Annotated in this window: 21 protein-coding genes and 2 pseudogenes; 19 read left to right on the plus strand and 4 right to left on the minus strand. The window is 62.5% G+C overall.

The window, feature by feature from the left end; translation table 11 throughout:
- The first annotated feature begins 73 nt into the window (after positions 1 to 73).
- From RJQ10_RS16795 to RJQ10_RS16810, 4 genes are all read left to right on the plus strand, one after another.
- Entirely contained in the window at positions 74 to 751 is a 678-nt protein-coding gene (locus RJQ10_RS16795) for a hypothetical protein (RefSeq protein ID WP_350148534.1), read from the plus strand.
- A 105-nt stretch (positions 752 to 856) separates the two neighbouring features.
- Positions 857 to 1759 (plus strand): peptidylprolyl isomerase, encoded by a 903-nt coding sequence (locus RJQ10_RS16800; protein WP_350148535.1) that lies wholly within the window; start codon positions 857 to 859, stop codon positions 1757 to 1759.
- Positions 1760 to 1786: 27 nt separating this feature from the next.
- The gene (locus tag RJQ10_RS16805; RefSeq protein WP_350148536.1) at positions 1787 to 3205 is read left to right on the plus strand and encodes a class I SAM-dependent methyltransferase; all 1419 of its coding nucleotides are present in this window, start codon (positions 1787 to 1789) and stop codon (positions 3203 to 3205) included.
- Complete coding sequence (locus tag RJQ10_RS16810) at positions 3202 to 4467, plus strand: glycosyltransferase family 2 protein (protein ID WP_350148537.1); 1266 nt, start codon at positions 3202 to 3204, stop codon at positions 4465 to 4467. Before RJQ10_RS16805 ends, RJQ10_RS16810 begins: the two co-directional genes overlap by 4 nt.
- Positions 4468 to 4502: 35 nt before the next feature.
- On the opposite strand, the gene RJQ10_RS16815 is transcribed toward RJQ10_RS16810, so the two are convergent.
- Entirely contained in the window at positions 4503 to 5246 is a 744-nt protein-coding gene (locus RJQ10_RS16815) for a hypothetical protein (protein WP_350148538.1), read from the minus strand.
- 206 nt (positions 5247 to 5452) lie between these two features.
- Here RJQ10_RS16815 and RJQ10_RS16820 point away from each other — a divergent pair, with 206 nt between their 5' ends.
- Genes RJQ10_RS16820 through RJQ10_RS16865 form a run of 10 tightly spaced genes read left to right on the plus strand, consistent with a single transcriptional unit; the run spans position 5453 to position 18493 of the window.
- Entirely contained in the window at positions 5453 to 6664 is a 1212-nt protein-coding gene (locus RJQ10_RS16820) for a glycosyltransferase family protein (protein WP_350148539.1), read from the plus strand.
- Between the two features lie 43 nt (positions 6665 to 6707).
- Positions 6708 to 7697, plus strand: coding sequence for a putative capsular polysaccharide synthesis family protein (locus RJQ10_RS16825; protein ID WP_350148540.1), 990 nt, complete (start codon positions 6708 to 6710; stop codon positions 7695 to 7697).
- A 4-nt stretch (positions 7698 to 7701) separates the two neighbouring features.
- A complete protein-coding gene (locus RJQ10_RS16830; RefSeq protein WP_350148541.1) occupies positions 7702 to 9849 on the plus strand; it encodes a glycosyltransferase in 2148 nt (715 codons plus the stop codon).
- A complete protein-coding gene (locus RJQ10_RS16835; protein WP_350148542.1) occupies positions 9846 to 13244 on the plus strand; it encodes a glycosyltransferase in 3399 nt (1132 codons plus the stop codon). Before RJQ10_RS16830 ends, RJQ10_RS16835 begins: the two co-directional genes overlap by 4 nt.
- Positions 13241 to 14074, plus strand: coding sequence for a hypothetical protein (locus RJQ10_RS16840; protein ID WP_350148543.1), 834 nt, complete (start codon positions 13241 to 13243; stop codon positions 14072 to 14074). Before RJQ10_RS16835 ends, RJQ10_RS16840 begins: the two co-directional genes overlap by 4 nt.
- Entirely contained in the window at positions 14071 to 14769 is a 699-nt protein-coding gene (locus tag RJQ10_RS16845) for a sulfotransferase family protein (RefSeq protein ID WP_350148544.1), read from the plus strand. The genes RJQ10_RS16840 and RJQ10_RS16845 overlap by 4 nt, the downstream gene beginning before the upstream one ends.
- Positions 14770 to 14771: 2 nt before the next feature.
- Positions 14772 to 15767 (plus strand): glycosyltransferase family 2 protein, encoded by a 996-nt coding sequence (locus tag RJQ10_RS16850; protein ID WP_350148554.1) that lies wholly within the window; start codon positions 14772 to 14774, stop codon positions 15765 to 15767.
- A 9-nt stretch (positions 15768 to 15776) separates the two neighbouring features.
- On the plus strand, positions 15777 to 16565 hold the full coding sequence (locus RJQ10_RS16855; protein WP_350148545.1) for a class I SAM-dependent methyltransferase: 789 nt from the start codon (positions 15777 to 15779) through the stop codon (positions 16563 to 16565).
- Positions 16566 to 16570: 5 nt separating this feature from the next.
- Complete coding sequence (locus RJQ10_RS16860; protein ID WP_350148546.1) at positions 16571 to 17569, plus strand: phytanoyl-CoA dioxygenase family protein; 999 nt, start codon at positions 16571 to 16573, stop codon at positions 17567 to 17569.
- A gap of 27 nt (positions 17570 to 17596) precedes the next feature.
- Positions 17597 to 18493: a glycosyltransferase family 2 protein gene (locus RJQ10_RS16865; protein ID WP_350148547.1), complete on the plus strand. Its 897-nt coding sequence runs from the start codon at positions 17597 to 17599 to the stop codon at positions 18491 to 18493.
- A 114-nt stretch (positions 18494 to 18607) separates the two neighbouring features.
- Here the strand turns inward: RJQ10_RS16865 and RJQ10_RS16870 are convergent, their stop codons facing one another.
- The 3 genes from RJQ10_RS16870 to RJQ10_RS16880 are packed head-to-tail and all read right to left on the minus strand — an operon-like array spanning position 18608 to position 21619.
- Positions 18608 to 20023: a sulfatase family protein gene (locus RJQ10_RS16870; protein ID WP_350148548.1), complete on the minus strand. Its 1416-nt coding sequence runs from the start codon at positions 20021 to 20023 to the stop codon at positions 18608 to 18610.
- A gap of 25 nt (positions 20024 to 20048) precedes the next feature.
- Entirely contained in the window at positions 20049 to 21188 is a 1140-nt protein-coding gene (locus tag RJQ10_RS16875) for an acyltransferase family protein (RefSeq protein WP_350148549.1), read from the minus strand.
- A 44-nt stretch (positions 21189 to 21232) separates the two neighbouring features.
- A complete protein-coding gene (locus tag RJQ10_RS16880; RefSeq protein ID WP_350148550.1) occupies positions 21233 to 21619 on the minus strand; it encodes an MGMT family protein in 387 nt (128 codons plus the stop codon).
- Between the two features lie 102 nt (positions 21620 to 21721).
- Here RJQ10_RS16880 and RJQ10_RS16885 point away from each other — a divergent pair, with 102 nt between their 5' ends.
- The 5 genes and pseudogenes from RJQ10_RS16885 to RJQ10_RS16905 all read left to right on the plus strand — a co-directional run.
- Entirely contained in the window at positions 21722 to 22135 is a 414-nt protein-coding gene (locus RJQ10_RS16885) for an FxsA family protein (RefSeq protein WP_350148551.1), read from the plus strand.
- A gap of 137 nt (positions 22136 to 22272) precedes the next feature.
- Complete coding sequence (locus RJQ10_RS16890; protein WP_350148552.1) at positions 22273 to 22563, plus strand: co-chaperone GroES; 291 nt, start codon at positions 22273 to 22275, stop codon at positions 22561 to 22563.
- A gap of 47 nt (positions 22564 to 22610) precedes the next feature.
- Positions 22611 to 24262, plus strand: a pseudogene (gene groL, locus RJQ10_RS16895) (chaperonin GroEL).
- A gap of 104 nt (positions 24263 to 24366) precedes the next feature.
- A complete protein-coding gene (locus RJQ10_RS16900) occupies positions 24367 to 24993 on the plus strand; it encodes a urate hydroxylase PuuD (RefSeq protein ID WP_350148553.1) in 627 nt (208 codons plus the stop codon).
- A 138-nt stretch (positions 24994 to 25131) separates the two neighbouring features.
- Positions 25132 to 25710 (plus strand): annotated as a pseudogene (locus RJQ10_RS16905) (hypothetical protein); the annotation flags it as partial.

The following is a 25710-nucleotide window of genomic DNA, read 5'->3' on the forward strand; positions in this document are numbered from 1 at the left end:
TGCTCCCGACGGAGTAAATGCTGACTTGGAGGGATGGCCCCCAAGTGGCCCGCAGCAACGTGAGGTAGAAACTATGCGCAACAAACTTTTATCGATGACAGTGCTGTTGGGGTGGGTGGTCGCCTCTGCGGCTCAAGCTGTTACAGTCACTTTCAACGGTACTCAGTACACTGTTGATTCTTTCACCATCAGCCAGAATGCTTCCGGTGTTGTGATTACTACCGCCGGTACCGGCAGTGGTGGTGGCACGGATCCAGACCCGACACCGGATCCAGACCCGACACCGGATCCAGATCCGACGCCGGATCCAGACCCGACCCCTGACCCAGGCACGGGCAGCTGCGTAGAGAGTCTCACGCAGAAGTGCGGCAGTATCAACTGGGCCTCTCCAGGCGGCCGCCTGACGTCCGGCCTGCCGGGTACCAACGTTACCCAGTCCTGGCAGTTCACAACCACCAGTAACCCCGGCTTTGCGGGTGATATCAACTTTGCAGAAACAACCGGCTACGAAAGCGTGACTCGTCGGATCTGGATCTCCACGGAGCCCGGGGGCCCTGAGCTCGCGAATTCGCGCTGCTCTTCCGAAGGTAACAGCAATCGCAAGATTGCCTGGGGCCAGTCCTCAATGTTCCTGCGTTGCCCCCTGCAGACCAACACCACCTACTTCCTCAACTTGAGGAACGTGAATGGGTGTTCAGCCGTTGCCAGCTGCGGGTATTACCGCAACACCTCGACCAACGGCGCCCCCTAAGCTGTTGCGTCACACCCCCTCCGGGTAACCGGAGGGGGTTTTTTGTATTTTTTTCCTGAGTCTTTAATAGTCTGTTTTTTCCATATTCGAACGAGAATTCTGTTTATGTTGCGAGTCATTGTTTTTGCGGTGCTTGGCTGTTGCGGCGCTAGCCTGGTACAGGCCGAGGTTGCCTCCGAGGTTGCGCTGAAGCGCGGGCAGATCGAAATCAGTGCGGACGACCTGCGCTTTTATGCCCGGGACAGGGTGCCCACCGCGCGTCGCGGCGAGTTTTTCCGGCGCGATGAAGCTGTCAAGCAATTGGCCGACAGCCTGGTTGCAATCCGGGTATTGGCCGCGGAGGCGGCAGATTCCGGAGTAGTGGACACGGATCTCATCGAGTGGCAGCTTTCCCTGCACCGCGAACGCCTGATGATGGAACAGTACCTGGATGCGCTGGTGGCCAGCCAGACTGCCGACATCGATTGGGAATCCACGGCGAAGGATGTCTACACCGCTGAAGCGGATGCGTTCCAGCAGCCCGAGCGCGTGCGTGCGGCACACATCCTGATCAAGACCGAAGACCGCAGCGAGGAAGAGGCCCTTGCGCTGGCGAAAGAAGCCCTGCAGAAGCTGGAGGCCGGCGAGGACTTCAAGATGCTGGCCCTGAAGTATTCCGAGGATCCTTCTGCAAAGACCAACCTCGGTTCCCTGGGAACCTTCGCCCGCGGGCAGATGGTGCCGGAGTTCGAGCAGGCCGCTTTTGCCCTGCGCAAAGCCGGTGAGCTGGCCGGGCCGGTGAAGACGGATTTTGGCTACCATATCATCAAGCTGGACGAGTACCTGCCGGCACGGAGGCAGTCCTTTGACGAAGTGAAAGCGGAGATTATCAGCAAGCTGCAGTCGGAAATCCCCGCCAATATTCGCCAGAGTAAACTGGTGGAGATACGCTCGGCTGAGCCTTTGGAATTCAACGAAGAAGTCGTGCAGCAATTGCTGGAGGAGTTTCGCGAGGCCAGCTCCAGGTAGTATCAGCTTCATAGTACAGGTGCAGTGATGGCTGAAGGGGGTTCGTTGCAGGCCGCGGTCGTCGTTGTGCAGGCTGCGGATAGCGTGGAGTTGGTCCTGTCGGTGCCCAATCGGGTGCTGCAGTATCAATTTGTCTCTGAACCCCTGCCGGGCGGTGTCTCCTGCCGGATAATCGCGGATACTCGTGAAGCCGTGAGCTGCGAGGTGGAGGCCGGCTGTAGTGAGATGGAGGGCGGTTTTCGTCTACACGCCCTGAACCGGTGCCTGGCCCGGGAACTGTTGCGCGTGCGGCCACGGGTGTTGCTGCTGCGGGGTTGTTACGGCTGTGTACTGGATCTCGCTCGGGTAGCCAGCTTCCTGCGGATTCCGGTCCTGCTCGAGGTGGCGGGCAATGTGGACTGGGTGCAGTCTGCCTGGCTGCAGGATTGCATGGGTCGCCTGACAGCGCTGGTGGGTCGTGAAGCACTGCCTCCGGCTGTCGCGGCGATGGCGCCACAGGCGCGTCCTATTCAACCCGGGGATCTCGATACAGCGCTTGCGGAGTACTGCGCAAGCGATGCCTCGCGCGACCGGATGTCCTTTGATTATTCACTGTACGAGTTCCTGTTGCGCGACCCACCGCTGCTCATGCGCATGCAGGCGCCTCACGCCGGGCTTTTCTCTGGTTGCCAACGGGTGCTGGATGTCGGCTGCGGTGCGGGCCTGTTCCTGCAGTTGCTCGGGGAGGCGGGTATCCCGGCGGCAGGCGTTGAGCGCAATGCGGTGATTGCGGAGTACGGTCGCGGTATGGGGCTGGATATCAACACCGCCGACGCACTGGAATTCCTTGCGGGAGAAGCTTCCAGCTTCGACGGCATTTATTGCTCGCACTTTGTCGAACACCTGCCCATCGAGGGGGTAGAGCGCCTGCTGCAGGGTATTGCCGGGGCTCTGCTGCCCGGTGGTGTCGCGGTGCTGGTGTTTCCCGACCCGGAGTCGATCCGCTCCCAGCTGCTGGGGTTCTGGCGGGACCCGGAACATGTGCGCTTCTACCATCCGGAGCTGGTTGAGACCCTGGCCGTACTGTTCGGGCTGGAACTTGAGTGGAGCAGTTATGATGCGCAGCCACACGAGGTAGGGCCGTTTGCGCTGGATCCGCCGCCAATGCCTCGTACGCAGACTGAACAGTTGTCGCCGGCCGCGCGCTTCCCGCCGGAGCAGGGCTGGCGGGCCCGTGCCATGGCGAGTTTGGGTCTTGCGCCCCGGTCCCGGGTGGCAGAGCTGGAGGACCGTCTGGCGAACATGGAAAACCTGCTGACCCATATGGTGCAGGATAGCAAGCAGACCCTCGCTGCACTGGATGAACGCACCCGGCAATTGTGGGCTGTCAACCGGACCTGGGCATGGTCAGACAACGCGGTGCTAAAGTTGCGCAAACGCCCCTCGCCTGGGACACTCGGCGCATGACGCTCGGGGGCGCGCCGCCGCCAGTTCCTGTGGCGATCGTCATTCCGGTCTACCGCAATCTGGCCGCGACCCGGCGGTGCCTCGAGTCGGTGCTGGCGCACAGCGGTGCGGATCAGGTTCGTGTCATCCTGGTGGATGACGCGTCGCCGGAGCCGGCGCTGGCGGCCTGGTGTACAGAGCAGGCCGCGGCGGGCCAGGTTGAACTGCTGCGCAATGACAGCAACCTGGGCTTTGTCGCGTCGGTTAATCGTGGGATGCGCCACGCCCCGGACGCCGACGTGGTGTTGCTCAACAGCGATACGGAAGTCCCGCCAGGCTGGCTGCAACGCCTGCAGCGCTGCGCATCCGGCGCCGCGCAGGTCGCCACAGTCACCCCCTTCTCCAACAATGCGACTATCTGCTCCTATCCGCTGTTTTGCCAGTCGTCGGGCTTGCCCGAAGGGCTTTCCCTGGAGCAATTGGACACCCTGTTTGCGCAGGCCAATACCGGGCTCAGCTACGAGTTGCCCACCGCGGTGGGCTTCTGCGTCTACCTTCCGCGCGCCGCCCTGGATGCCCTGGGCCTGTTTGACGAGGAGGCTTTCGGACGCGGCTATGGTGAGGAAAATGATTTCTCGCGCCGGGCTGCGGCAGCGGGATGGAGTAACCTGCTCTGTGCCGACCTCTTGGTATACCATCAGGGAGGTGTCAGCTTTGGTGATGACAGCCGTGAACTTATGGCTGCGGGCAATACCCGCCTTTTGGCGCGCTATCCCGACTATGCCGATACCATAGCGGCTTTTGTTGCGACGGACCCCCTGCGCGTTTTTCGCCAGCGGGTTGATGAGTTCAGGCTGGTGCTGCCGGGGCAGGCCGCGCTCCTGGCCGAGGAGTGGCAGCTTGAGCGCGAGCGCCTGCAGCCCCTTGTCGTCCAGCGCTACGATCTGGAACGGCTCTGCGGCAATCTCGGCCTTGAAATCGAGCATCTTCGGCAAAGTATTGGTCAACTGGAGCAAAGTTGCAGTGACTACGATGCCCGGTGTATTGAATACCAGCAGTATCTCGACGAGACCAGGCAGCAGGCGGCGCGCATGGACGCTGCGTTAACACAGTTGCAGGATGATTATCGGGAGTTGCAGCGAGCCCACCAGGAGAGCCTGTTGGCGCGAGAGCAGCTGGCCGCAGAGCTGGCACAGGCCAATGATACCCTGCAGCGCATCTACAACAGCCGGGTCTGGCGCTATACCAGCTGGCTGCGAAAGTGGTTTGGGAGAAAGGGGTAGGGGCACAGGCCGCTACCCGGGTGGACTTCGTGCAGCTAGCGAGCAGGCCGGGCGCGGCGAGCGACCAGGGTCATCAGCCCACCCAGCAGCAACAGCGACCACAGCGTCGACGACGGTACCGCGAAAGGTTCAAGGGCGGGGCGCAGGGCTACCCCGGCCAGAAATACTCCGCCACCGAAAATACTCAGATTGCCGGGGTCGACCACGGTAATGGAGAGTTCACCGCTGGCGTTCGCCCGGCCGGTCACTGCATAGTTGTTGAGATTGACAGCCGACGCTCCGACCTGACCGTTGACCACCAGCTCCCGGTCCGCGCCGACCTGGACGAAGCTCGCGCCCCCGTCGATGCTCACTTCCTGCTCAAATGCCGGCCCTGGATCACCCATGATGTCTCTCGCCCCGAAAACCCAGATGTCATAGGGGGCGTTAGGCTGCAGTCCGGTGAAGGTCAGGTCAACGCGGTCCTCAAAGGTGAATACGGAACCAGTCAGGTTGGCGAGGCTGGTGCTGTGCGCCGGTATTGTGGGCGTCAGAAGAGTAACGTTAAAATCGCTGATGGCTGTGCCCGACACGCTGATGCCGATGGGAGTGGCGTCGCCGGCTTCATTCAGCAAACCTGAAAACACGCCGGCACCCGTGACAAGATTCCAGTTGCCTGGCGTGGTCGATGCGGGGGGGCCGAAGTCCACACCGACAATGTTGGCGCCGGCCTGCATGCCAAAGCCGGCACAAAACAGCAGGCAAGACGCCTGCACGAGGCGTATAAGTTTACGGCGCATGTTGCTTTTGGCTCATGTGTGGTTACGACACCCGATTATCTCGCTAAGAGTCGCCCGACACAAGGCCCGCTTGGTCTCAGGACAGGTCCGAGCAGTGCCACCCGCGGACAGAGGTGATAATATGCGGCTCCTTCGCGAACTCAAGCCGCACAGTCGCACCTGATTTTCGACAATCGGGGGCGCCCGGAAAGGATAATTGGGAAGTAATGACCTCGAGTGTTCACGTTTTCACCAGCATCACCGCCAACTATTTGCCCAAGGCGCGAGTGCTCGCGGCCTCGCTCAAGGCGGTTGCGCCTGGCGCCAGCTTCCATCTGCTGTTATCCGATGACCTGCCGGCAGGATTCGACCTGGCCGCCGAACCGTTCGACTCTGTGATCACGGCGGAGGAGCTGCCGCTGGCCAACAAACCCGGCTGGTTTTTCTCGCACACGGTGGTTGAACTCTGCACGGCGGTCAAGGGCCTGGGATTCGAGTACATTTTCGATCGCTACAAGGCCGACAAGGTATTTTTCTTCGACCCGGACATGGTCATTTTCGGCCGCTTCGACGAACTGGAAGCAGCGCTGGACAACTGCAGTATCCTCCTCACTCCGCACCAGACGGAGCCGGAGACCGACGACGAGGCCATCATGGACAATGAGATGGCAAGCCTGATTTTCGGTGTCTTCAATCTGGGCTTCCTCGGTGTCCGCAATGACCCGGAGGGGCGTCGCTTCTCCGCCTGGTGGCGCGATCGCCTGCTGCGCTATTGCCACGATGACAGGCCTCGGGGCCTGTTTACCGACCAGAAATGGGTCAACCTCGCCCCGTGCTTTTTCGACCGGATTCGGGTCTTGCGCTCACCTGCGTTCAACGTTGCCACATGGAACATCAGCAAGCGGCGCGCTTCGGGTTCGATCGACGAGGGTATAGCGATAAACGGGGAGCCGCTGGGCTTCTATCACTTCTCTGGCTTCGATAGCGGTGCGCAGGAGGTTATGCTGAACAAATATGGCGCCGACAGTCCGGTGCTGTTTGACCTTCGCAACTGGTATCTGGGCGCCTGCGAGCAGCAGGGCCAGGCCGCGCTCGGCAAGCTGCCCTCCCGCTATGCCAGCTACGCCGATGGCACTCCGATCACCCTGCCCGAGCGAGTACTCTACCGTCAGCGGACTGATCTGCAGGTCGTGTTCCCGGACCCTTTTGCCAGTGGCAGTGACGGCGGCTACAGGGCCTGGTATCTGGCCAATGCTCCGGCCAGCCCCGAGGCCGACAGCACGGTCAGACTGGACCCCGCGGGCCCTCTGCCAGAACTGCTGCACGGGATGGGTTATTGTTTCGCCGCGCGCTCGGCGCTGGTGGCAAGCCCATTGAAGCGGGCTGTGTTGCGCTGCGGAGAATGGCTGTTGCGGGCTGCGGCGCGAGTGGCCGCATGAACGGTGCCGTGGCAGGCAGCCCGGAGACGGGAGTGGCCGACTGATGGAAGTACTCATCGTGCAGATGGGCAAGGTGGCCTCGACCGCGATTGCGGAAGCCTTGCGGCGTGACGATATCGAGGTACTACAGGCCCATATTGCATCGCCGGAACGCCTGCAGGAAAAGCTCAGGATCATGACCGGTGCGGTGGTCTCCGACACAGTCGCCAACCGCATGTACCAGGACTATCTGCAGGAGCTTCGGGTCACCTTCCTGCTGGCTCGCCAGTTGGTGGCGGGGGCTGGCAGCGAGAAGCAAACCCGGGTGATCTCCCTGACCCGGGATCCCCTGAGCTGGTACTGGTCACACTTTGCCCAGAACTATGACCACTACCAGACGCTGCTGGAGAAATATTTTCGCTTTCACCACCCGGCGGATGTCGGCTTTGATCCCGCCGAAGTGTTCGCCGAGGTCCAGGGCAGAATGTTCACTGTGCTGGAGCAGACTACCGCGCCGCTGGATGATGCCGGCGCCTTGATGCAGCTGATGGCAGAGGCCGATGCGCTGGATCCGACGGGGGTAGTCTTCAGCCAGTTGAACCGGTTTCTGGTGCCCCTGCGCTGGTTCGACGAGGATTTTCGGCCGGGCACCGGCCTGGATGTCTACGACTTCGGTTTTGACCGTGACGCGGGCAGTGCCCTCATCAAGTCCGGCGGGTTTTCGCTGCTGCTTTTGCGCTATGAGAACCTGCCGGAGCTGGCCCCCGGGATCGCCGGGTTTGTCGGTATCGAGGAGCTCCGGCTGGAGCGGGCCAATATCAGCGAAGACAAGCATGTCCCGTTCAGTATCAAGGCCATGCAGCAGCAGGGCCAGGCCATGATTCCGGCAGCGCTGGCAGAGCGGATCTATACCACGCGGTACGCCAGGCATTTTGGCTACAGTTTCGACGCCTCCTGGCGCACCCTGGAACAAACGGCAGTGGCTACTGCGACAGCCTCTGCCGAGGACCGCCCGGTGCCTGCGCCGGTGCCCGATGATGTCGCCGCCCCGTAGCAACATGAATTGCCCGCCGCTTTGCCTGGTCGCCTTCAGCGGCGAAGCGGGGCAGTTGGCGCGGGCGCTGGAAGCATTGCCCCCGGGCCCGCAGCGGGAGACGATGGTCCTCTGCAGCGCTGACTCCGAGCTGGAGCGGCTGGCGGCCGCTGCGGGAGTGCGCTGTCTGCCATCCCTGCCTGCCGCCGCGACTCCGGGGCGCTACTGGTGCCTGGTAAGCGCTGCGCTGAGTGGCGTGGTTGGGCGCTGCATCGTACTGCGCGCGGGCAATGTGCCGGGCAGCGACTGGCACCGGCGCTTTCCCGCGCGGGAAGAGGGTGCCGCTGCGGTGTTTCCGCTTGCGGTCAGGCACCCGGAGACCTCGGTATTTTCCAGCCCGGAGCACACTCCGTGCCTGTCGGTTGAGGATATCGACCGTTGGTTGAATATATACGCCCCCGGTACTGTCTTTGATATCCCGTTCTTCGCGGGTGAGTCGGCGCTGATCGACGTCGAGCGTCTGGGCGGTGTGGCCGCGACCGATGACCTCGAACTCGCGCAGCGGGTGCGCGAGTGCGGCGGGCTGATCCTGGCCACGGACAATGTTTATATCGATGACCGGGTAGCCCCGCCGCAGTCGCTGCCCGCAGCGACATTTCCCGCCTGGCAGACTGCCATTGCCCGCCGCCATCCGTTAACCGGTCTGCGGCATGCCCTGACCGAACTCTCCTCCCGCGCTGAGTCACCGGGCGCGGATATTCCGCAGGTTCTGCCTGCGAGGCTGCACATCAGCCATAGCTGGGGCGGTGGCCTGGGGCGCTGGGTCGAGGACTTTGTCGCCGCTGATGGCGGCCACCGCAGTTTCGTACTGCGGCCAATCGGCGATCTCACCGCCTTCGGCCAGACCCTCGCTCTGTACAGCGCGCGCAACCTGACCGTGCCCATCCGGACCTGGACCCTGGCACAGCCCATACTTTCCACCGCTATCGCCCATTACGAATATCGCCAGCTTGTTGCCGGCATTCTCGCTGAGTTTGCCATCGGGTCGGTGATCCTGTCTTCGCTGATTGGGCATGCGCTCGATATTCTGCGGCTGGATCTGCCGGTCATTGTGGTTTGCCACGATTTCTATCCCTTCTGCCCGCCGATCCTGGCTACCTGGGAGACACCTTGCTCCCAGTGTGACAACGTGCGGCTGACAGACTGCCTGCAGAACAACCCCGGGCACCGTTTCTTCCACTACGAGCAGGCACCCCATTGGCTGGCCTTGCGCGCCGCCTTCACCAGCACCGTGACGGAGCGAAGCATTGCCCTGGTAGCGCCCAGTGCCTCGGTGGCCGCGCGGATGCACAGCCTCATCCCGGCGCTGCGCGAGGATGCGATACAGGTCATTGCCCACGGGCTGTCGCAGGCGTTCCTCGGCGGGCTGGCAGCGGTCGCCTGCCCGCCTGCCCCGCAGCACAAGTTACGCATCGTCGTACTCGGCAGCCTCGAGATGCACAAGGGAGCGCAATTGCTGCAGGCAGTGATAGAGCCGCTGGCGGAATTTGCCACGGTGGTGCTGGTGGGCAGCGGGGAAGGCGGCAATGCCTTCGCCGGCTTGCCCCATGTGCAGGTCAGTGACGGCTATAGCCGTGAGGAACTGGGCGCGCTGCTGGCGGCGGCACAGCCGGATATCGGCCTGCTGCTGTCGGTTGTGCCAGAGACCTTCAGCTATACCCTGAGCGAATTGCACGCCGCAGGAATACCGGTTGCAGCCACTGCCCTGGGAGCTTTTGCCGACAGAATCCGGCACGGTGACAATGGCTGGTTGTATCCGCCCGCCGCAGACGCGCTGCTTGTACTGTTGCGGTCACTGGCGGCGAATCCCGAGGAGGTCGCACGCGTGCGGGCGGTGGTGACAGCCACTACACCCCGCACTGCCACTGCAATGGTTGCCGACTATGACCGGCTGTTCCCGCCTGCCGATGGGCCTTTGCTGCGCCCAGTGGAGACGGATTCGGCGCGGTCGGGAGCGGGCAGTCGCAATATCAAGATCAATCCAGAGGCCAAGTTTCGCGATGTGTTTCGCGAATTCTGGGATTATGCGCGGCGAAAAGTGCATAACACCGAGAAATTGCCCCGCGGACTGGCCCGCCTGTTGTTATGGTTGATGAAGGTTCTGTACCGATGACCGGTGTGGTTGTTCTGGGCATGCACCGCTCGGGCACGTCCATGGTTGCCCGTCAGTTGCAGGCCTTTGGCCTGGATGCCGGTGCCGACGACGAACTGCTGGCGGCGCGGGAAGACAACCCCGCGGGCTTCTGGGAGCGCCGGGATGTGGTCGAACTGAATGATGAGATTCTCAGCGCCGCGGGTGGCGCCTGGTTCATGCCGCCGGCCCTGGACAAACTGAACTCCGGGGGCTACGACGCCCGTGTCGCTGCGATTCTTGCCGCCCTGCCGCGATCCGGGTGGCTGTTGAAGGATCCGCGAATGCTGCTGACCTGGCCGGTCTGGCGGCCCCACCTGGAAGGTGCGCTGCGGGTATTTGTCTACCGCGGTCCCTGTGCCGTGGCGGTGTCGCTCAACCGCCGCAACGGTTTTCCGCTAGCCCTGGGTCTGGGGTTGTGGGAGCACTACAACCAGCTGGCGCTGGAGCTGATCGCAGGGCTCGATGTGGTGGTGAATTACGAGGCGTTTGCCCGTGACCCCGCCGGGGAAACCGAAGCGCTGTTCCGCCGGCTTGAACTTCTGGGAGCGGGTGGCCTGTCCCGGCCGGCTCTGAGCGTATTCGAACCCGAATTGCAGCGCAGCCGGTCGGCCGCGGAAGATCTGGCCCGCGCCGAGGCACTGCTGAGCCCGACACAGCGGGCACTGGACGAAGCCCTGGTTTCCGCCTGTACCGGAAGCCCGGTATCCCGCCGGACACCGATCGATGAGCTGCTGTTGGCAAGAATCCGCGATATGGCAGGCGCCATGTGCGAGCTGGCCACGGTCCGTGAAACGGCCCTGCAGCGGGATGAGCTGCAGGAGCAATTTGATCTTTGCAACAGGCAGTTACAACGTGAGCGGGAGCATGCTTGCGTATTGGTCGCTGAGCGCAACGCGATGGCGGCGGAACGCGATACTGTGGCCTCGCAGCGGGAAGTGCTTCAGGCGGCACTTGCCGAGGCGAAGGCCGAGTCCGTCCGGCTGCTCGATATCATTACCTCGATACATACTCGCCTGTTGAACCATGAACTTTCTGTCGTCGGCAGTCTACAGCGCATCCTGCGTAAGGTTTACGCAGCGCTGCGGCTGCGTGCTTCCGCCCCCGGTGCCTATGACGATGTGTTACAGGACGCGAGAAATCACTTCTCCCTGCACCACTTGCAACTGCCGGCCAGGGAGCCGGGCAAGCTTTCCCAACTCAGGGCCGTGTGCCGCTACGTCGTCAAGCATCCCGTATCGTCCTTTCGCAGCCTGAGTATTTTCCGCTTGCGCCGCGCGCTGGGAATCATGATCAGCTCCACGCCTGCCGATTTCAGTGTTTGGGTGCAGAGTCGATTCCCCGATAGCGTCCACCCGGGAGAAGGCGGCGTGCCATCGGAGCTTGGCCCTGAACTGGATACTCTTGAGCTTGATTTCCCCGATGCCAGGGATCCGCTGGTCTCTATCATCGTCCCGGTCTACAACAGCTACCGCATGACAATGCACTGTCTGGCATCGATTCTCGAACATACCCCTGACGCCAATTACGAGGTCATTCTGGCGGATGATCATTCCACAGATGCCACCGCCAGCATTGCCCAGCGAGTACGGAATATCCGTGTCGTTCGAAGTCGCAGGAACCACGGCTTCCTGCTCAACTGCAATGGCGCCGCGGCTACGGCATCTGGCCGCTACCTGGTATTCCTGAATAACGACACGGCGGTCTGCAGGGACTGGCTGCGGCCCATGTACTCGCTGTTGGAGGCGCGCCCGGATGCCGGCGTGGTCGGCCCCAGGTTGTTGTTCCCCGACGGCAAGCTCCAGGAGGCCGGGGGCATCATCTGGCGCGACGGTTCGGGCTGGAATTATGGCCGCCGGGATGACCCTCACAAGCCGGAATATGAGTACGTCAAGGAAGTGGATTACGTATCCGGTGCCTGCCTGATGATCACCCGGGCGCTGTGGACCCATCTCGGCGGTTTCGATTCCCGCTTTGCCCCGGCCTATTACGAGGACACGGACCTGTGCTTTGCCGCCCGGCAAGCGGGCTACAAGGTTATGTATCAGCCGCAGGCGTCGGTGTTCCATTACGAGGGAGTCAGCAACGGCACGGACCCCGGCAAGGGAGTCAAGCGCTTCCAGGCCAGCAATCGGGAAAAGTTCTGCGTCAAGTGGCGCGAGGTACTTGATCGGGATCACTTCCCCAATGCCGAACATGTGTTTCTCGCCAGGGATCGCTCGCGCTCACGCAACTGCATCCTGGTAATCGACCACTACGTGCCACATTATGACAAGGATGCGGGCTCACGTGCCTCGATGATGTACATACGGCTCATGGTCAACATGGGCTTCAAGGTCGTGTTCCTCGGCGCCAACTTCTTCCCTCACCAGCCCTATACCCGGATGCTGCAGGATCTGGGCGTGGAGGTGCTGGTGGGTGAGCACACTGCGCGTCACCTGGATCGCTGGTTACATGACAATGCGCAGTATATACACCGGGTGTTTCTGCACCGACCGCACGTGGCGGAGCAATTTCTGCCGCATCTTTACAAGTTGCGCCCGCGCCCCGGGATCGTTTTCTTTGGCCATGACCTGCACTATCTGCGTGCCGAGCGCGAACAGGCGCTGCTGGGTGGAGCCTCGCTCAAGAGTACGGCGATGAGTTGGAAAGCGCGGGAGTTCGCGGTGTTTGAAAAAGTGGACGTGATCTATTATCCATCGTCATTTGAAGTGCAGGCGCTGCATGCGGAGAGCCCGGCCCTGAACGTCCGGGCGATACCGCTGTATATTTTCGACGACATCAACGTGCCTTCGTACAAGCCACTGAAGCGGCACGACATTCTCTTCGTCGCAGGATTCAGCCATCCGCCAAATGTGGATGGGCTTCGCTGGTTTGTTGCGGAGGTAGTGCCCCTGCTGGTAAGTCAGTGTCCCGACTGCCATGTCCATGTGGTGGGATCGAATCCCACGGCAGCTGTGCTGGCAATGGAGTCCGCAGAAATTACGGTGCACGGTTACATTTCCGACCAGGAACTCGCTGCACTGTACCGCACGGTCGGGTGCAGCGTGGTGCCACTGCGCTACGGTGCTGGCGTCAAGGGCAAGGTCCTCGAGGCAATCCAGCACGGGGTGCCGTTGGTCACTACCAGTGTCGGTGCCGAGGGTATCCCCGATGCTGCAGATGTCATGTTCGTTGCCGACAGTGCCACGGCCTTTGCCGACGCGGTTGCCCGCGTTTTTGCCGGAGGCGGCGCTGTTGGCGAGAAACTGGATCGCTACGGCAGCTGGCTGCAACAGAACTTTGGTCGGGAGAGAGCCGAGGCAATCATTCTCCAGGACTTTGGTCCGGTTGAATCCCGATTTTCCAGCGGCGTCGGCCCCGGGGACGGGGGATGAGAGACATCGTTCTACACGGCCACATTTTCAAGAACGCCGGAACCTCGCTGGACTGGTCCCTGGCGAGGAGTTTCGGCAGCGCTTTTCTCGATCACCGCGATGACCAGGCCATGCGCCGCAATGGCGGCCGCCATCTCGCGGAGGTGCTCGCGGACAAGCAAGACCTGGTCGCTCTGTCCAGCCACCACCTGCCGAGGGACCTGCCGGCGATGTCCGGTGTCCGCGTGCACACTATCTATCTGTTGCGGCATCCATTGCTGCGAATTCGCTCCGTGTACGACTTTGAACGTGCCCAGCAGGCGGACACGCTCGGTGCCCAGGCGGCGAAGCGAATGTCGTTTCGTGAGTATGTTGCCTGGCGCATGGAGCCGGACACGCCGCCGACAATCCGCAATTTCCAGACTCTCTACCTGGCGAAAAATAAACGCTCCAGCACACGTTCGAGCCGCATCCTGCCGCGCTTTGTTGACGCGCTGGCATTTGCCCAGTCCCTGCCGGTGGTCGGCATCGTCGAGTTGTACGATCAGAGCATGGTGCTGCTGGAGGAAAAGTTGCGTTCTCACCTGCCCGCGCTGGATCTGGCCTATATCCCCCAGAATGTGTCGGGCAACACAGCGGCGGCCATGAGCGAGGGGCAGCGTGTGGCCCTGATTCTCGAGGAACTGGGCGACCTCGGCAAAACGGTGATCGATAACAACAACTACGATCTGGCGCTGTACCAGGCTGCTCTGGAAACCTTGACTGCGGCCACCAACAAGCTGCCCGGATTTGCCGCCAAGCTGGCCGTTTTCCGCGAGCGTTGCCAGGCTCTGCGGGAGGCACAGGAGTGAGTGCGCAGCCGGCTCGTGTGATAGCAATCCTGGGCATGCATCGCAGCGGCACCAGCTGTCTCACCGGTTCCCTGCAGGAGGCGGGCCTGGATCTCGGTGATTGCCATACCTGGAATCCTTACAATCTCAAAGGCAATCGAGAGAACCAGGCCTTTGTTGATTTGCATGACAGCATTCTGGCGGCGAATGGCGGTGCCTGGGACGATCCACCTGCCGCTTGCGACTGGCAGCAACAGCATCGCGAAGTCGCCTGCGGTCTATTGGCGTCCCACGCCCACCTGCCGGTTCTGGGGTTCAAGGACCCGCGGGCGCTGCTGGTGCTGGAGGGCTGGAAGACTCTGCTGCCGAACCTGGAGTATGTGGGTATTTTCCGCCATCCGGATGCTGTCGCCCGCTCCCTGCACAATCGCAGCCGGATGCCGCGGGAGCAGGCCCTGTCGCTCTGGTATGCCTACAATTGCGTTCTCTTCCGGGAGTTTCGTCGGCTGCGTTTTCCGCTGCTGTGCTTTGATGAGGAAGAGGCGCTGTTCACGGCCAAGGTCGATACTGTGATCGACCGCTTGCAGCTGCAGCGGCCGGCCCACCCACAACGGTTCTACGACAACGAACTCAGGAATTACACCGCGGCTGACTCCGGGCGCCTGCCCTGGCGCGTGCGCTGGCTATACTACCGTTTGCGGCGTGCCAGCCTGTGAGCATGCTCCAGTCAATGCTGCGAATGGCCGGGCGTCTGCGGCACCGCCCGCGGGGGCAGTCGTATCTGAGCCTGGTACTGGTGGTCTACGATATGCCGGAGCAGGCTGAGAACACCATTCGCTCCCTGCTGCCCGGCTACCAGCGCGAGGTCAGCGGGAGTGAGTACGAACTGATCGTGGTGGAGAACGCCTCGTCCAATACGCTCAGCCCGCACTTTCTGCAGCACCTGCCGGACAATGTGCACTACCACCTGCGCCGGAATCCGGAACCCAGTCCCGCGCAGGCAATCAATTTTGGTGCCAGCCGGGCGCGTGGCGGCCTGGTTTGCATCATGATCGACGGTGCCCGAATGGCGACCCCGGGGGTTGTCTGCAACCTGCTCGCGGCGCATCGCAGCTTCCCCAGTGCAGTTGTCTCGATTCCCGGCTACCACCTCGGTCGGGAGCTGCAACAGACAGCAGTCGGCAGTGGCTATGACCGGGACGCCGAGCGTGCCCTGCTGGCGTCGATCGCCTGGCCCGCCGAGGGCTATCGATTGTTCGATATCGCCTGTTTCAGCGGATCCTGTAGCTCTGGTTTTTTTCTGCCCAACAGCGAGAGCAACTGTATCAGCCTGCCGCTGGATCAGTGGCAGGCACTGGGCGGGTTTGATCCGCATTTCGACCTGCCCGGCGGCGGGCTCATCAATCTCGACTTCTACAAGCGCGCCTGCGAGCTTCACGGGGTACAGCATGTTATTGTTCCCGGGGAAGGCACCTTTCACCAGTTCCACGGCGGCGTGACCACTGGAGGTGTAAGCAGGGAGATGCGAGAGGACTATATTGAGCGGAGCCGCAGCCAGTATCGCGCGCTGCGGGGGAATGATTTCAGCAGCCCGCGGACCAGCCCGGTATTTTTTGGCGCGCTACCAGCCCAGGCGCAGAAGTTTGTACACTATTCCGCGGCCCGCGCTCTGCGCAGCCGGGGTGAAGCTCCCCTGCCCGACAGCACAGCCTGAGGAGGTCATGTGACCGCTACGCTTTATTTCCCACCGTCCCTGCAGCGCTTCGAACCGCGGCGCATGGTGTTCAGTACCTGGGTGGATCACCTGCCCTTCGCCTACGACCTGGTGACCGCAATCCGGCCGCAGCTGGTGGTGGAACTGGGCGTCTACAATGGCCTGTCCTTTTTTACCTTCTGCCAGGCCATGGTGGAAAACGATATCGACGGGGTCGCCTACGCGATAGATTGCTGGGACGGGGACGAGCACACCGACGCCTACGATGACAGCATTTTCAAGGACGTCCAGCACCATGCCCGAGAGCATTACCGGGGCATAACCTATCTTTTGCGGATGTACTTCAACGAGGCCTTGCGCCACTTCGAGCAGGACAGCATAGAGCTGCTGCATATCGACGGCCTGCATACCTACGACGCGGTGAAGGAGGATTTCGAAAACTGGTACCCGAAGGTCAAGCCCGGTGGCATCGTCCTGTTCCACGACGTGATGGCGCGGATCAAGGACTTCGGCGCGTGGAAATTCTTCGTCGAACTCGAAGAGCAGCACGAGGAGATATTCAGGTTTAATCACGGATTCGGCCTTGGCGTATTGCGCAAGCCCGGTGGCAATCCCCCGGCTACGGAGTTGACTGACTTGCTGTTCTCCGGCGACCCGGAGACCGAGAAGCGCCTGCGGCAGTTGTACTCCCATGCCGCGCATTTCCTGGAGGCGCGACGGCAGGCAAAAAGATTCAAGCCCAAGGTCCACGTCGAAGCCGACAAGGGCGGGCAGGGCAAGCAGGCGGGGGAGGGCTAGCCGCTTTGGCGGAGCCACTGACTGAAGCGCTGACGGCACTGGAGCAGGCCAATCGCCGGCAGGCCAGCGCAGAGCTCCAGCAGCAAATCCTGGACTTGCGCATCCGTGCCGGAAGGGACCGGCCCGCACAGCCCCCGGCGCCGCCGACGGCGCCCGGGGTAAACAGGACTGCGCAGGACCGCGGAGCAATCCCTGAAATCCCGCGCCGGGAACTTGGCGCGCAGCGGCTTTGCGATGCCATTCATGGATCTGGCGCCGCGATTGTCCGCGGCCTGATTGACTCCGAACAGGCCGGGCAGTTGCGTACCCTCATTGATCGGGTCGTGGCTGCCCGTGAGCATCCGGAGAGCGCACCACCCCGCGAGGAGGATGCGGCGTGGTACCTGCGTTCGAAGGAGGTGAGCGGGGCGCCGGCGCGGTTCTTTGCCAACCCGGATGAACCGGTATCCGCCAGCAGTTCGATCTGGGCCGCGGATTCGCCGCGGGTAGCCTGTGAACTGTTGGAGCTCTACGCTGCCCTGGGGCTGCCGGCCCTGCTGGCGGAATATTTTGGGGAACCCGCGCGGCTGTCGGTGAAAAAATGGGTGCTACGCAAGGTTGCCCCGGACAACGCTGCCCAGGCCGGCTGGCATCAGGATGGTCGCTTCCTCGGCGAAACTATCCAGACCGTGAACATGTGGCTGGCGCTCAGTGACTGCGGCGGTGCAGCGCCCGCCCCTGGCCTGGACCTTGTCCTCGACGGCCGCCGTGAGATTTATCCCACGGGCACTGCTGGCGCCATCTTCGACTGGACGGTGGGTCCGGAGCTGGTGGCGAAGGTGGCGGCGGACTGCGGCGGTGTCGTGCAGCCGCGGTTTGCCGCGGGTGACGCCCTGTTTTTTGACCACTACAATTTGCACCGGACGGCCTTTGCGCCGCATCACACCGCGGTGCGCTATGCCATCGAGTCCTGGTTCTTTGCCGCATCCACCGCGCCACTGAAGCAGCAACCCATCCTGCTGTAGCCTCGTGCACGGCCGCGGAAGTCCCTCATGAAGCTCTCTGTCATTGTGATTGCCTACAACATGCAGCGCGAAATCCCGCGGACCTTGCAGGCCCTGGCGCGTGACTACCAGACCGCGGGGGCGGGGCTGGAATACGAGGTGATTCTGGTGGATAACGGGTCCAGGGAGCCTTTGCGGGTGGATGCGGACGAAATTGGCGATGTCCCGATAACCTTGCTGCGTATCGACAATGCCCACGCCTCTCCGGCGCAGGCGCTGAATCGAGCCGCGGCCGTCGCTCGCGGCGACATCCTCTGCCTGATGGTCGACGGGGCCCATATGCTGACACCGGGGGTGTTCGAGTGGGCCCTGCGCGGTTTCGCCGCCTTCAGTTGTCCGGTGGTTGCTGTGCGGTATTTTTACCTGGGCCCTGGTGAGCAGCCGGAAACCGTGCCACGTGGCTATAACCAGCAGGCTGAGGATGCGTTGCTGCATCAGATCGCCTGGCCGGCGGACGGTTATCGCCTGTTCGAGGTGGGTGCACCTTTGACCAGCGGCGCGGACCGGATCACGTGGTTTAACCGGATGTTCGAATCCAACTGTTTGTTTATGACACGAGCCCATTACCACGCGATCGGGGGCAGCGATGAGCAGTTTGACCTCCCGGGTGGCGGGTTTCTCAACCTCGACCTTTACCGGCGCGCGATCGACGCCGATGACGCGGTGGTCCTGCAGTTGGTCGGCGAGGGCAGCTTCCACCAGGTGCACGGCGGCACGACCACCAACAGCGACACCGACGCCCGCGGGGCCCGCCTGGAATCGTACCGGAAACAGTATCGGGAGCTGCGCGGGGATGGCCCGCTGGTCAGCAGCAAGCCATTGAACTTCCTCGGTCACTTGCCCACGCAGGCATCGAAAATACACCTGCGTCGGCGCAGCACATGAGCTCCGTTTGCACGACGTGCGAGGATGCCTGCCGTCGTTGCCGGCGGACCCGGCGCGAGTTGGCGAAAACCCACGACAAGGCCCGGGACTACCCCTTTGTCTGGGAGCAGTGGATCAGGCGCCAGTTCGCCACAGGTCCGGTACCGGCCGGGCCAGTACTTCACGCAGCACCTCGACATTCGCCGCGAGCAGGTCCCGGTGCCGCGGCTCTGCGGCGATGTTGCGGGTTTCCTCCGGGTCTTCCTCCAGGTCGTAGAGGATGTGGGCGTCTGCAATCGAGTGCCAGATATGTTTGTAGCGGCCGCGCCGCAGCATTGGAGTGCCTTCCATCGTGGCGCAAAATACCGCCCTGGTGGTATCGGCGTCAGCGCCAGCCAGCACGGGTAGCAGGCTCACCGCATCCATATCCCCGCAGGGTCTGGCGAGGCCCACCCGGTCCAGCACCGTAGCGACATAGTCGAAACTCTGCACCGGTGCTGAAAGCCGGCGCCCGCCGGCGACACCGGCGCCACCAATCACAAAGGGAATACGTGCCAGGTCGTCGAAGGGCAGCCAGGGGATTTTGCCCAGGAACCCGCGATGGCCGCCGTAATCCCCGTGGTCGGACAGGAAAACCACCAGTGTCTCGTCCAGATTCACCGCCTGCAGAATCTGTGCCATGGCGTCATCGACATGCCTGATCGCGGCGCGAATGGCGGCGAGTACCCTGCGCACATAATCCGCGCTGTGCTGGTCTGTCCGCTGGGGGGCGAAAAAGGCGCCCCGGTCGCGGCGCTGCATGATGTCCGAGAAGGGCCAGGGCAGACCGCGGTTGCTGTCGATCGTCGATTCCGGGATGACCTGCTCTGCGGGCAGGTACATCGATGCGTAGGGTTCGGGAGGGCTGAATGGCGTATGCGGGTCGGTATAGGAGACAACGGCAAACCACGGCGCCGTGGCTCCGTCACTGCTGCCAGCCTGCTGCCCGCCCTGCAAAAACTCCAGCGCGTGGCGGGTGATCCAGCGGGTCGGGTGTGCATCCATTGGATAGGGAAACACTTTCGGTTGCGCCGGTTGGACAAAGCGCAGGTCTTTACGCCCGGTGGAGAGGATCCAGCGCCGATAGTCATCCTGCTCGCTCGGGTCGTAGCCGGCTGGCAGGTGCTCACAGGTCTGCATGACATCAAAGCCGTGTTGCGCCCGGATCGGCGCAAAGTGCATTTTCCCGAACAGGCCCGTGCGATAGCCCGCATCCCGCAGGGCGTGAGCCAGTGTCCAGTAACCCTCCCGCAACGCCCTGCCGCTGTCGGTCTGCGCCCTCGGTCGCCAGCCGCCGGTCGGGACCCGGTGCGGCAGCAGCCCGGTCATCAGCGAGGAGCGGGCGGGGATGCAGGCGGTATCGCTGCTGTAAGCGCTGTCAAAGACGACCCCGCTGGCTGCCAGCTGGTCCAGCCTGGGGGTATCCGAACTGCCATTACCGCGGTAGTACCCGGGGGCGTCGTAGCGCTGCTGGTCGGTCATGATCAGCAATATGTTGGGTCTGGAAACCATGTGGGCTACTCGTCTGCGGCCGCTTTCAGAGCGGAATCCGGCGTTTCAGTTGCAGGAAAGGTTTTTCGATGACGCTGTAACTGAGCCAGGACAGCAGCAGGGACAGCACCAGCGCGGCGGCGGTGACAGCATACAGCCACCAGGCGCTCTGTAAATCCTCCGGTGCCAATCGCTCCCGCTGGGGATAGAGCAGGTAGAACAGCACTGGCACATGGATCAGGTACAGCGAGTAGGACAGCTTGCCGGTGAGCGCGAGGCCGCGGTTGACCAGCAGGCCCGAGGCGGGTATCCGACAGAGCAACAGGCAGAGGATAAACAGGGCCCACAGGGCAGCCTCCCAGGTGTGATGAATATGCCAGTGGAGTTCCGCTTGCTGATCACCCAGCAACACCACGTGTGCCAGCACCCGCTCAAGCAGGACCAGCGTGGCCAGTAACAGCAGTGTGCCACCACGGCGCCAGGCGGCGGCCTGCAGGACCACCGGTTGCCAGCGACAGGCGCGCAGGTAGAATGCCGCCGCCGCAATACCCAGGAGGAACGCCGGCAGCCGGGCGAAAACCGACTTGGTCAGGAAAAATGAATGCTGCCCGCTCCCGGGCCCGGCCAGCAGTACCAGCGTGGCATAGGCGTAGAGCCAGCCCAGCAGCAGGGCCGCACAGAGCAGGCGCCCGGCCCGGCCACGGAACCAGAGTGATGCCAGCAGCGGCAACAGCAGGTAGAACTGCATTTCCGTGGCCAGCGTCCACCACACCGTGCTGTAGGGGAAGGCGCTGAATCCCACGAATTGGAACGCCGCCGCCTGGGCGATGGTGGCGGTATTGCCAGTGGCCAGCCAGGCCAGCAGCAGTGCGCTGTAGTAGAGGGGGAGTATGCGCAACGCCCGGGCTTTGAGGTACCGGGTCACCGAGGGTCTGGGCCGCACCGGCTGGTACTGGTGTTTCAGCCATGGCAGGGCCAGCAGGAAACCACTGAGGACAAAGAACAGGGTGACCCCGGTGTTGCCGGCGATAATGAAGCTGAGCCCCGGGGCCGGTTCGCCCGCCAGTCGCTGGCCGCTGATGCCCCAGGCGTGGAACAGGAACACCAGCGCGATCGCAATGCCGCGCACGCTTTCCAGTGGCTCCAGGTAGCCGCTGCGGTCCCGCACACCTTCGGCCAGATCCACGGCGGGGGCGACCTTCGCAGGTCCGGTTCCAGCGGCTGGGCTGTTCATTCGCAAGTGGTTTCGCTCCCGGTGTCGGCACCCGGCTGCCAACGCCAGCGGCGCAGGTCTATTCGGCCGCCGGCGGACAGGGTGACGCCCTCCTCAAGCAGCCGCTGCCTTTGTTGCCGCTCCGCCGGCGAGCCCACCGGCAGGGAAAGTTTCCCCGCACTGTTGATGACCCGGTGCCAGGGGATGCGACTGCCCGCTGGCAGCTGCCGCAGGGCCAGTCCCACCCGCCGCGCTGCGCGGCCCAGGCCCGCCTGCCGCGCCACGTCGCCATAGGTGGCGACCCGCCCCGCGGGAATCAGGGTAACGACCTGCCAGATGCGCTGGTTGTTGTCGGGTTCGGGCCGGCCCACGGGCCTTTGCTCCCAGTTATGTTTGGCCTTCATGGTGAGAGTTTTCCGCGCCGAGGGCAAGATCTCTATCGGCACCCGGCCAGTGTCTTGCAATTCGGCTGCCCGCCCACATAGAAAGGTAGATGGAGGTCCACTATGCGCTTCATCATTATCCTGTTGCCCTGGCTGGAGTTGTTCACCCTTATTCAGCTGGGTGTTGAAACCAGCGCCCTGACTGCGCTGGGCTATGTGCTGCTTACCCTGGTGCTGGGGATGTGGCTGCTGCGGCGCCAGGGTGAGGGCATGTTCCAGCGCCTGCGCGAGGCCCGGCAGGGCGCGGTGCTGGGCCCGCAATTGCTGCTGGATGACATGGCCGTGGGTCTGGCGGGGCTGCTCCTGATGGTGCCGGGCATGATCTCGGATTTTGCCGCGCTGGTAGTGTTGATCGGCCCCCTGCGGCGCAAGCTGCAGCGCTGGTTTGGTGGGCCGCAGCCGCAGCCGTTTCGCCCCGGGGACGACGCCTCGGGGCCGACAACGCTCGAGGGCGAATACCGGCGGCTGGATGAGTGATTTTTTTTGGCACTCTTTTGTCCAGAGTGCCAAAAAATCCCTTGAAATCCATTTTCCCGCCCCAATATCCCGAGCAAGCCCCAAAGGGGTCTGCCCAGGTGGGCCTGTATAACACTGTAACCAGGAGAACTTGATCAATGAAAATTCGTCCGCTGTACGACCGCGTGGTCGTTCGTCGCAAGGAAGAAGAAGAAACCACTGCCGGTGGCATCCTTCTGCCCGGTTCCGCCAAGGAAAAGCCGAATCAGGGTGAAGTGATTGCGGTTGGCGAAGGCAAGGTTCTGGACAACGGCGAAGTGCGCCCCCTGGCTGTCAAAGTCGGCGATCGCGTTGTCTTCGGCCAGTATGCCGGCAGCAACACCATTGAGGTCGATGGCGAGAAGCTGATCATCATGGGTGAGAGCGAGATCTTTGCCATCGTCGAGTAAGGCGCTCCAGTAACCTTGTAACCTCTTGAATATAAAGGATTTAGATCATGGCAGCTAAAGAAGTAATTTTTGGTGATGAAGCGCGTCAGCGCATGCTGAAAGGCATCAACGTACTGGCAGATGCCGTCAAGGCAACCCTGGGCCCGAAAGGCCGCAATGTTATTCTGGACAAGTCCTTCGGTGCCCCCACCGTGACCAAGGACGGTGTATCCGTGGCCAAGGAAATCGAGCTGAAAGACAAGTTCGAGAACATGGGCGCGCAGATGGTCAAGGAAGTCGCCTCCCAGGCCTCCGACCAGGCCGGTGACGGCACCACACCGCCACTGTACTGGCCCAGGCCATCGTCAACGAAGGCCTGAAGTCCGTGGCCGCCGGCATGAACCCCATGGACCTGAAGCGCGGTATCGACAAGGCTATTGCCGCCGCCGTTGCCAAGATCCAGGAAGCCTCGATCCCCTGTGAAGACACCAAGGCGATCGCCCAGGTAGGCACCATTTCCGCCAACAGCGATCACGCCATCGGCCAGATCATTGCCGAAGCCATGGACAAGGTCGGCAAGGAAGGCGTTATCACGGTTGAGGAAGGTTCCGGCCTGGAAAACGAGCTGGACGTGGTAGAGGGCATGCAGTTTGACCGCGGCTACCTCTCTCCCTACTTCATCAACAATCAGGAGAACATGAACGCCGATCAGGAATCGCCCTTCATCCTGCTGGTCGACAAGAAAATTTCCAACATTCGCGAGATGCTGCCCCTGCTGGAGCAGGTCGCCAAGTCCTCGCGCCCGCTGGTGATTGTGGCGGAAGACGTGGAAGGCGAAGCCCTGGCGACTCTGGTGGTCAACAACATGCGCGGTATCGTGAAGGTTGCTGCCTGCAAGGCGCCCGGCTTCGGCGACCGCCGCAAGGCCATGCTGCAGGATATCGCTGTACTGACCGGTGGTACCGTGATCTCCGAGGAAGTGGGCCTGGATCTCGAGTCCGCCACCCTGGAACACCTGGGCAGCGCCAAGCGCGTGACCATGGACAAGGACAACACCACCATCATCGACGGTGCTGGTGATGCGGCTGCAATCGAGTCCCGGGTCAAGGAAATCCGCGTCCAGATCGAGAACACCTCCTCTGACTACGATCGCGAGAAACTGCAGGAGCGCGTGGCCAAGCTGGCTGGCGGTGTTGCCGTAATCAAGGTTGGTGCGGCTACCGAGATGGAAATGAAAGAGAAGAAGGCCCGCGTTGAAGACGCCCTGCACGCAACCCGTGCGGCTGTCGAGGAAGGCGTGGTAGCCGGCGGTGGCGTCGCGCTGGTACGTGCGGTCAACGCGATCCGTGACCTCAAGGGCGACAACGAAGACCAGAACCATGGTATCGCTGCCGCGCTGCGCGCCATGGAAAACCCGCTGCGCCAGATCGTCGCCAACGCTGGTGACGAAGCCTCCGTGGTACTGGACAAGGTGCGCCAGGGCTCCGGCAACTACGGCTACAACGCGGCCACCGGTGAATACGGCGACATGATCGAGATGGGTATTCTCGACCCCGCCAAAGTGACCCGCACCGCGCTGCAGGCAGCCGGTTCCGTCGCTGCGCTGATGATCACCACCCAGGTGATGATTGCCGACGCGCCGGAAGACAAGGCCGCCGGTGGCGGCATGCCCGATATGGGCGGCATGGGTGGTATGGGTGGCATGGGCGGCATGATGTAAGCCGGCCTCCATCCAGGTCCCTGAAACCCCGCCTCGTGCGGGGTTTTTTTTCGCCGTTAAGGTGTACAATCTTCCCGGGTTATAACGACAACAAGGAGATCCACATGTCCGCCTACATTATCGAATTCATTTTCCGCTGGGCCCACGTCCTGTTCGGCATCACCTGGATAGGGATGCTCTACTACTTCAACTTCGTCCAGACAGAGTATTTCAAGGAAGCCGAGGCCGGCGCCAAGGCCGACGCAATGAAGAAGCTGGCACCCCGCGCGCTGTGGTGGTTCCGCTGGGGCGCCATGTTCACCTTCCTCACCGGCCTGGTGTTGCTGATGTCGGTTCGTGCCTTCAGCAACTTCGAAGCCAGTGCGCTGATCTGGGTCGGTTCCCTGGCAGGTATCCTGATGTTCCTCAACGTCTGGCTGATCATCTGGCCGAACCAGAAAATCGTGCTGGGACTGGCCGAGGGTGAAGGTCCGGTGGCCGCCGCCAAGGCGGGCCTGGCGTCGCGCACCAATACCCTGTTTTCCGGCCCCATGCTGTTTGGCATGCTGGGTTCGAAGCACCTGCCAATGGAAACGAGCACCACCGGCCTGATTGCCTGTGCCGTGGTTATTCTGGCCCTGGAGGCCAACGGCCTGTTCGGCAAGCAGGGGCCGATGACCAAGGTGGTTGGGGTCATCCACATGAGTATCCTGCTCACCGGTGTGATCTGGGCCTTGTTGGCCTTCCTGTAAGGTCTTTTTTCGCCAGCCCCCCGCCAGACGGGGGGCTGGCGTTGCCAACACTCCCCCACTAGTACCATCGCAGTCCCCTGCACTGGCGCGCTGCCGCATGTATAATGCGGGCTCCATTTTCCTCCCCAGCGGCTGACCATGGCTCAGGACGATCTCGACCACATGCCCTCCATCGTGCCTTCCCGCGAAACCGGGCAGCACTTTGACACCTCCAAATCCCGCGGCACCAAGCCCGACAAGCCGCGCGGCGGCCAGCGCCCACCTGCGGGCGGCGGCAATGGCGGCGCTGCCAGAGGTGGCGGGTCGGGGCCGCTGGCAAAGCTGTTTATCGCCGTGGCCCTGGTGGCTGCGGCCGGCGCCTGTGCCTGGGCCTTCCAGTTGCAGGAGCGACTGGAGCTGGCCGACGCCAAGATGGAGCGCTACGCCAAGCGGATCGGCGACCTGGAAGCTCGGTTGTCGGACACGGACGAGGGACTGAGCCAGAATACCGAGGCCATGGCGGTGAAGATCAAGGAACTCTACTCGGAAGTCGACAAGCTGTGGGCTTCCGCCTGGCGGCGTAACAAGGCGGCGATCGAAGAGCTGGAGAAAACCAGCGCGAGCCAGGTGCGCAAGGTGGCCGCGGCGGAGAAGACCATTGCCGCCAACGAGACCCAGCTTAAAAGTGCGGCGACCGATATCACCCGCCTGAAGAGCGTTGCCGGCGACCTGGAACGG

Source organism: Haliea sp., assembly GCF_040222615.1.
Taxonomy (GTDB): Bacteria; Pseudomonadota; Gammaproteobacteria; order Pseudomonadales; family Halieaceae; genus Haliea.